The sequence below is a fragment of the Gordonia sp. NPDC058843 genome (assembly GCF_042743165.1).
Lineage (GTDB): Bacteria > Actinomycetota > Actinomycetes > Mycobacteriales > Mycobacteriaceae > Gordonia.
The window spans coordinates 41587-50069 of record NZ_JBHYNC010000036.1 but is presented as its reverse complement, the minus strand read 5'-3'; the positions used below and the strand labels follow the sequence as shown (position 1 = coordinate 50069).

6 protein-coding genes are annotated in these 8483 nt (G+C 69.2%); 2 read left to right on the top strand and 4 right to left on the bottom strand.

Annotation, left to right across the window (positions count from 1 at the left end; all coding sequences use genetic code 11):
- Positions 1-1099 (top strand): DUF222 domain-containing protein (locus tag ACFW3F_RS19880; RefSeq protein ID WP_388060420.1); only part of this gene is annotated, 1099 nt, incomplete at its 5' end.
- 4 nt (positions 1100-1103) lie between these two features.
- Here ACFW3F_RS19880 and ACFW3F_RS19875 read toward each other — a convergent pair.
- From ACFW3F_RS19875 to ACFW3F_RS19860, 4 genes are read right to left on the bottom strand one after another with little or no spacing between them, the layout of a single operon-like run.
- Entirely contained in the window at positions 1104-1514 is a 411-nt protein-coding gene (locus ACFW3F_RS19875) for a low molecular weight phosphatase family protein (RefSeq protein WP_388060418.1), read from the bottom strand.
- Positions 1507-2595, bottom strand: coding sequence for an ACR3 family arsenite efflux transporter (gene arsB, locus ACFW3F_RS19870; protein ID WP_388060416.1), 1089 nt, complete (start codon positions 2593-2595; stop codon positions 1507-1509). Before arsB ends, ACFW3F_RS19875 begins: the two co-directional genes overlap by 8 nt.
- Positions 2592-2954 carry an ArsR/SmtB family transcription factor gene (locus tag ACFW3F_RS19865; protein ID WP_388060415.1) on the bottom strand — a complete coding sequence of 121 codons (363 nt, stop codon included), beginning with the start codon at positions 2952-2954 and terminating at the stop codon, positions 2592-2594. The genes arsB and ACFW3F_RS19865 overlap by 4 nt, the downstream gene beginning before the upstream one ends.
- Positions 2955-3001: 47 nt before the next feature.
- On the bottom strand, positions 3002-4195 hold the full coding sequence (locus tag ACFW3F_RS19860) for a winged helix DNA-binding domain-containing protein (RefSeq protein ID WP_388060413.1): 1194 nt from the start codon (positions 4193-4195) through the stop codon (positions 3002-3004).
- A gap of 489 nt (positions 4196-4684) precedes the next feature.
- Here ACFW3F_RS19860 and ACFW3F_RS19855 point away from each other — a divergent pair, with 489 nt between their 5' ends.
- Entirely contained in the window at positions 4685-8476 is a 3792-nt protein-coding gene (locus ACFW3F_RS19855) for a hypothetical protein (RefSeq protein WP_388060411.1), read from the top strand.
- Positions 8477-8483: the final 7 nt, after the last annotated feature.

The window sequence follows — 8483 nt, the reverse complement described above, 5'->3', positions numbered from 1 at the left end:
CCCACCGATGTCGACCACCCAGTTCACCACCCTGGTCGACGCCATCGTCGCCACACACGCCCCCGACGCAATCCGCCGGCGCCGTGAACGCGCCACCGCCGACCGCACCATCACCATCACACCCGACCGATTCACGCCCGGCCAGTCCCGCATCAGCGGCAGCCTCCCGGTCACCGACGCCGCCGCACTCAACGCCCGACTCGACACGATGGCCGCCTCCGTACACTCCGACGACCCACGCACCAAGAGGCAACGACGCGCCGACGCGATGATCGCGCTGGCCGCCCACCTCGACACGCTGCCCTGCCGCTGCCCACACTGCACACCCCCACCAGCGGTCGATCTCGACGAGAACGACACCGACACCGAGCCCGAGTGCGACACCGCCTCGGCAGCAATCCAACCGGCGGCCTCAGCGCCCGAACCGATCCCGGTATCCGAACCAGCCCCGGTGACCGACACCGGACCGCACCAGCCTGTGCCGATGTTCCACATCGTGGTGAACCTGTCGACGCTGCTCGGCCTCGACGACGACCCCGGCTTCCTCGACGGTCACGGCCTCATCGACGCCGACACCATGCGCTCGCTCCTGGTCGACGCGCAACGCTCCTTCCTCACCACACCCGGCACCAGCCCCGCCGCTGACACTGCAGCCGAAACACGCTACGCGCCGAGCCGCAAACTCCAGACGCTGGTGCGGTGCGGTGAACTGTGCTGCACCTTCCCCGGCTGTAACCAACCGGTGTGGACGACAGACCTCGACCACACCATCCCGTTCGACCACCACACACCCACGGCCGGCGGTACGACCACCCAACGCAACCTCAAACCGCTCTGCCGGTTCCACCACCGCATCAAGACCTTCGGCATGTGGCGGGACTACCAAGACGAGTACATGACCGCCTATTTTCAGTCCCCGACCGGACACACCTTCATCGGCAACGCCTTCAACGGCCGCGACCTGTTCGGCTACCTCGTCCCCGGACGCCCACCCGACCATCCCGCACGCAACAAACTCGCCGACCAGCGAACCACCCGCACCACCACCCACCATCGCGAGATCGACGCATGGAACGCCGCCAACCCACCACCCTTCTGAACGTCTACCGCTCCAGGCGGTCGGCGAGATCGCGGATGCGAGTGACGATGTCGTCGCGGATCAGTCGCATCCGTTCGACACCGTCGATGCCACGCTCGGAGGGTTCGTCGGTGTGCCACACCTCCATGGCGACGCCCTCCGGCGCGGTGACGTCGGCGGTGCCGACCACCACGACCAGATCGGCGGCGCGCATCAGTTCGTCGGTCAGTTGCCGAGGCCGGTGTCCGGTGACGTCGGCGCCGACCTCGGCGAGCACCTGGGCAGACAATGCGTTGACCTGCCCGCCGACCTTGGCACCGGTGCCCGCCGACGATGCAGCGATCCGATCGGTGACAGTAGGCGTGAGGCGTTCGGCCATCACGGATTTGCCGCGGTTGCTCACACAGACGAAGAGCACATCGATGGGTTCAGGCACGGCGTACGGGCTCCCTGGTCGGGTCGGCGGCTTCGGCGAAACGTTTACGCAACGCAAGGGACACGTACACGAGGGCGACGAGGACTGGCACCTCGATGAGTGGTCCGATCACTCCGGCCAGTGCTTGGCCGGAGGTTGCACCGTAGGTCGCGATCGCGACGGCAATGGCGAGCTCGAAGTTGTTGCCGGCTGCGGTGAACGCCAGCGTTGTGGTGCGCGCGTAACCCAGACCCATGGCCGCGCCTAGGAGGAACCCGCCACCCCACATCACCGCGAAATAGATCAGCAGCGGTAGAGCTATCCGGACGACATCCCAGGGCTCCGAAGTGATCTGCTCGCCCTGCAAGGCGAAGAGAACGATAATGGTGAACAGCAGCCCGTACAGCGCCCATGGACCCAGACGCGGCAGGAACGAGGACTCGTACCACTCGCGACCTCTGGCCCGTTCGCCGACGCGGCGGGTGAGATAGCCGGCGAGCAGGGGGATTCCGAGGAAGATCAGCACCGACTTGGCGATCTGCCACGGCGAGGTGTCGATGGTCGTCTGTTCGAGGCCGAGCCAACCGGGCAGCACTGAGAGGTAGAACCAGCCCAGAACCGCGAACATGATCACCTGGAACACCGAGTTGAGGGCAACGAGGACGGCCGCGGCTTCGCGGTCGCCGCACGCCAGGTCATTCCAGATGATGACCATCGCTATGCATCGGGCCAGACCGACGATGATCAATCCGGTCCGATACTCGGGCAGGTCCGGAAGCAGGAGCCAGGCCAGCGCGAACATCAACGCCGGTCCGACAATCCAATTCAGGAGTAGTGATCCCAGTAGCAGACGACGATCGCCGGTGACCGAGTCGAGCCGGTCGTAGCGCACCTTGGCCAGTACCGGATACATCATGATCAGCAGTCCGAGAGCGATCGGCAGCGAGATCCCGTCGATCTCTGTCGCCGCCAGCGCATCACCCATGCCGGGAACGATGCGGCCCAACAGCAAACCCACGACCATCGCTGCGCCGATCCACACCGGCAGGAACCGGTCGAGCACCGACAACTTGCCCGCCACCGCGGCACCTGCGGCGGTCACTGCGGCACCGCACACGACCGGGGCTCCCCGACGACCACCGTCAGATCGGCCAGCAGACCCGATAACCGTTGCAGCACATCCGTGTTCACTCGGTAGTACACCCAGGTCGCCCGGCGCTCACCGGTCACCAGGCCCGCCTCCCGCAGTACTTTGAGATGGTGCGAGATCGTCGGTTGCGAGACGTCGAACGGTCCGGAGATGTCACAGACGCACGCCTCACCTCCCGGATGTGCGGCGATCTCCGACAGCAACCGCAACCGAACCGGATCCGCGAGCGCCTTCAACACCGGCGCGAAAGTCTCCGCCTCGTCAACGCTCAAGCCATGGCCGACCGGCGCCAGCAGGTTCTTGTTCGACATCCGTCAATATTGACAGCTATCGATTCAGACGTCGAATCGGCGACGTCTCACAACCCGCGCGCATACGGTGCGGCGTATCCGGTCTTGAGCGGTTCGTCGCCCAGCCACGCCGCGAGCTCGTCGGCCCGGGCGTCGAGTGCGCGACGCGCAGCGCGGGTCAGCGGTTCGAGCGGGATGATGTCGATCGACGAGTCGGCGCGCCGATACCAGCCGCCGACGATCCGCCCGTCCCACCACGCGGTCTGACCACCGTTGCCCGCGGAGTCGAAGACCTGCGGGGCATGGCCCCCGAGATAGAAGCCTCGCTCCTTGTACCCCATCGTGGTCGGATCGAGCTCGGGCAGGAGGACGGCCTGCGGTTCGACCGGCTCGTCGTCGGTGCCGTCGGGTAAGTCGTCGGGTAGGACGTGGCCGACGCCGCCGCCCTCCAGGTCGACCTGGATCGTCTCGAGTTGGGCGAGGGCCGCACGGACCGCGGTCTTGGTCGACCCCAGCCACCAGGCCAGGTCTGTCTCGGTACCGGGTCCGTGAGTACGCAGCCAGCGTCCGATCAGCGCGCAGTGCCCGTCGTGGACGCTGATCGATGGCAGTTCCTCGCCGAGCCAGAGCGGCATCGACGTCCACGCCGGCCGCGACAGATGCCAGCTCAGCCGGTTGGGCCCCCGGACGATCGCGCCCTCGGCGTCGAGCATGTTCAGCACGCGCGGCCCCATCGGGGCGCGTCCCGCCCACGAGGTCCCCGCACCGTAGGAGATGTAGCCGTCGAGAGCCGGCAGTCGCTCCCGGAGTTCGGTCGACGTCAGCGACTCGCCACTCGCGAGTTCGGCCAGGACCGCCTGTCGCGCGGTCTCGATCCAGCCCTCGGGGTCGTCGAAGTCGGGACTGCGCCGGAGGTCGCGCAGCATGTTGGTGCGTTCGGAGGCCGAGATCCGCGGTCCGAGCGCGCCGACGGAGTCGGCCAGTACGTCCCGCGGGAACACGAACAACGTCCGTCGCATTGCGAGGTGCTTGACGAGAGTCCGGTCGTCGTAGAGGGCGGTGTCGACGGATTCGCGCGCGAAGCCCGGACCGACGCGTGCCCATGCCGCCAGGTGGACCGTCGACGGGGTGGTGGCGTGCAAACCGACCATGGTGGCGGCCGCCTCGACTGCGTCGGTAGCCCGCGACGACGCGTCGAGGTGTGCCCGGCGCATGAGGCGCGCGCGGCGCTGGGCGTCGGTGATCACCGGGCGAGAGGTCATCGGCCGGTCCCCGGGAGCAGTCGCATGGAGCGATCGTAGTGAGCAGACCCGACAGGAAGAGAGGACGCGGGTGCCGGAAACCGCCGACCCCCGTCGACCCGGTGTCCGGCACCCGCGCGGTCGTGTGAGCCGAACGACACACAGCCCCCGACGGGCAGTGTTCGCCGAACACCTCCGTGTGTCCTTCGACCGACGCAACGTGAGCGCTTCCCGACCCCCGTCGAGCTGCGCCCCACCAGCAGACCTCACGAACGCGGCCCACTCCACCCCGGCGCCGGAAACAGCCCCGAAGGCACAGGTCAGGCAGATAACGGACTATCCGGACCGGACAGAGCCGGTTCCGGTTCCGCCCAGCCGGACGGTGGCACACACCGATCACAGCCCGATGTGTGTCCGTCGCCACATCCCGATCGTCGATGGTGGCGCAGGGGGTTCCGCTATCGCATGATGGTGCGGTCGATCAGTCGGGGCGAGCATGGGGACAGCTGAGTGGATTTCGGTCAGGCACTCACGCGGCTGTTCGTGCAAGCGGGTCGCCCCACGCTGCGGGCCTCGGCGACACGAGCGCGGGCCTCGGCTCAGCGGATCAGCGACTGGCGCAACGGCAGGCATCTCCCCCGGGACTTCGCGACCGTCGAACCGCTGCTGGTCTGGCTGACCGCACGCGCCGTCGCCGCCGGCGCCGATGACGTCCTGACCATCCCGCAATGGCGAGAGATGTGGGACCACCGGGCGCCCGAGGAGACCCGCGCGGACGAGCCGTCCTCGGTGCCGCAGCACGCGCGGCCGTTTGCGGGCCTCGCCACCCTGACCGCGGCCGACAGCCAGATGTACTTCGGCCGCGACGACGTCGTCGGCACCCTCGTCGACGCGATCCTGGCGGCCCGCGAAGGACCCCCGCCCCGCTCCCCGGCGTCGCGGCTCGTCGTCGTGACCGGGGTGTCGGGATCGGGCAAATCGTCGCTGCTGCGCGCCGGCCTCGCCCGGGACGCCCGGCTGCCGTCGCCTCGGCTCGGCGAGATCACCCCGGACGGTCTGACCATCGCGGACCCGGACGACCCGGACGACCCGGGGGCCACCGAGGCGCCGGAGCCGGCGACCGGGGACGCGGTCATCGTGATCGACCAGTTCGAGAACGTCTTCTCCCTCGAGGACTCGCTCCGGGCCGAGACGCTGCGCGAGGTCGAGGAACTGGCGGCCGGAGCCGTCGTCGTGGTCGGCGTGCGAGCCGACTTCTTCAGTCAGTGCGTCGAGCACCCGTTCCTCGCCGACGCGTGGCAGCACCGCTGCGTGATCGTCTCGGAGATGACCCGCACACAGCTGCGGGAGGTCATCACCGCGCCCGTCCGGCTCGCCGGCGGCCGGATCGAGACCGGACTCGCCGATGTGATGATCACCGAGCTGTACGAGGCATCGACGGGCGGTGACCGCGCCGGCCGGCTGCCGCTGCTGGCACACGTCCTGCAGGCGACCTGGGCTCGCCGCAGCGGCAACCGGATGACCCTGTCCGGGTACCGGGCCACCGGCGGTATCGCACGCGCCGTCGCCGACACCGCCGAAGCCGCCTGGGCGGCGATCGATCCGCGCCATCGGGACCTCGCGCGCGCCGTTCTGCTCGCCCTCGTCCACGTCGGTCCGGCCGGGATCGCGCTGCGCGTGCCGCTGTCCACGGCGACCATCACGAACCGGTTCCCGCCCGAGGTCGCCACCGTCATCGACGAGTTCGCGCAAGCCAGGCTGCTCACGGTGTCCACCGACTCGGTCATGCTCGTACACGACGTCGTGCTGACCGCCTGGCCACGTCTCGCCGAATGGATCGCCGACGACACCGACAACCACCTGTGGCGCCAGCAGGTCGACGCCGACAGCGCGGCGTGGTCGGCCAACGGCCGCGGCCGGTCGTTCCTGTACACCGGGTCGCGCCTCGACGACGCCACGCGCCGACGACGGGCACTCCGCAGCGACTACCTGCATCTGCTGAGCAGAGAGAACGACGCCTTCCTCGACGCCGCGGTCGCCATGCAGCGTCGGCGTCGCCTCACCCGTGTCGGTGCGGTGTCGGTGATCGTCGTGCTCGCCATCGCGGCGTCCATCACCGCGGCCATCGGGTTCCGGCAGGCCCACGACCTGCGGCAACAGCGCAACGCCGCCGAGCGGTCGGCGCTGCTGTCCCACATCGACAGCATGCAGTACTCCAATCCGTCGCTGGCCGCGCGGTTGCTGCTGATCGCGCAGCAGATCTATCCCGACGACCCGACCGTGGAGAGTCGGTTGCGCGGCGCCGCGACGACACCCCTCGTCACTCCGCTGACCGGACACACCGGTCCCGTGTACGACCTGTCCTTCGACCGGACGGGTGACCAGCTCGCGTCGGCGAGCGGAGACCGGACCGTGCGTGTCTGGACCCGGGCCGGTTCGCCGAACTATCGGGAGGTCGCGGTTCTGCGCGGCTTCGGCAACTACGTCACCAGCACCGACTTCCATCCGACCCGACAGCTGCTGGCGAGCAGCAGCGGTGACGGTTCCGTCCGCATGTGGGATCTGACCGACGCACCGAACCCGCGACTCGCGACGACGGTGTCCCCCGGTCACGGCACGGTCTACATGGTGCGGTTCGCCGCCGACGGCCGGACCCTGGCCGCATCGTCGGACGACGGCACCATCACGATGTACGCGGTCTCACCGACCGGATCGATCCGGGAGACAGCCGTCCTGCGCGGTCACACCGCCGCGGCGCGGACCCTGTCCTTCAGCCCCGACGGCCGCGTGCTCGCCAGCGGCGGCGACGACCGGACCGTGCGGCTCTGGACGACCGGCGAGTCACCGCAACCACTGGGCCCGCCGCTCACCGGTTTCCCGAGCATCACCCACGCCGTCGCCTTCAGCCCCGACAGTCGCTCGTTGGCGATCACCGGCGACAGCCCCAACACCCAACTGTGGGATGTTGCCGACCCGCTCGCACCGCGCCCACTGAGCACGTCCCTCCCCAACAGCACGGCGGGGTCGTGGTCCATCGGCTTCGACGGGTCGGGTTCGCAGCTCGCGTCCGCACGCGCCGACGGTCTCGTCCGGGTCTGGAACACCGCGAACCCGGCCTCGCCCACCTTGCAGTGGGCGCTGCAGACCACCTCCGAGCAGGGCTCGGTACGAACCTTCGCCGCCCGCTTCGACCCCAGCGGTGAGCAGCTCGTGTCCGGCCGGTCCGACGGCACGATCGACGTCTGGAGCCTGCCCGACCGGACCGAGCCCGACCGCGGCGGCACGATCACCGGACTGGACACCGACGCCGCCCAACGAGTCCTCGCGACGGTCGGCTCCGACACCACACTGAACCTGTGGACGATGTCCGACGGCCTCACCCTGCGGTCGCGGACGCCCATCCAGCGCCGGGTCAACGACCATCCGCGCGTCAGCCTCAACGGGCCCGGAACCCTGGCCGCGACCGCGAACAACAACGGCGGGCTCGTCGAGCTGTGGGACATCGCCGACGCGGCGGCCCCGCGGCGCGCCGCGGCCCTCGACGTCGCGACCCGCTATTCCTTCCCGGTCGTCTTCGCGCCGTCGGGAGACCTCCTCGCGACCGGTGACACGGACACGACCGTCGCCCTGTGGGACACCTCGGTACCCGGTTCCCCACGGCGGGTGGGCGCATCGCTGCGCGGACCGACCGACCTCATCCGCAACGTCGCCTTCAGCCCCGACGGCACCCGGATCGCGCTGGCCTCCGACGACAAGCGGGTCTATCTGTACGACCTCACGTCGAGGAGTCCGGACCCGATCGACGTCATCGCCGTCGAGGCGCCGGTCGCCCAGGCCGCATTCGACGACGACGGAGACGTCCTGGTGGTCGCCTCCCGCGATCTCTCCACCTGGCGCCTGCCGCCGGTCGGCACGGACGCCGAACCAGAACTCCTCGATCGGCACGAGGACATGTTCGCCTCGACGGTGTCCGTGGCGCCCAACCGGCTCGCGGTCGGCACCGCGACACACGAACTGATCAGCTTCGCGCTCGACGACGACGGTCAGCTCACCGATCGGCAACCGGTCGGGACGTTGCTCGCCACCACCGACACCACCACGACCTGGCAGCTACCCGTCCGGCTCCCGTCCGACGAGGAGATCATCTCCGCGGGTGACACCACCGGGAACGTGTACCTGCACACGCTCGATCTCGACGTTGCCCGCGACTGGATCTGCGCGAGCACCGCACCCATCACCGACGCCCAGCGCGACGCCTACCTCCCACACGTCGAGGTCCGTGCGAACTGCGGCCGGGACTGAAAGGACC

What these genes read in the sequence shown, in the direction of transcription:
- ACFW3F_RS19860 (WP_388060413.1), bottom strand. Translation starts at nt 4,195, where the DNA reads ATGACCTCTCGCCCGGTGATCACCGACGCCCAGCGCCGCGCGCGCCTC.
- ACFW3F_RS19865 (WP_388060415.1), bottom strand. Translation starts at nt 2,954, where the DNA reads ATGTCGAACAAGAACCTGCTGGCGCCGGTCGGCCATGGCTTGAGCGTT.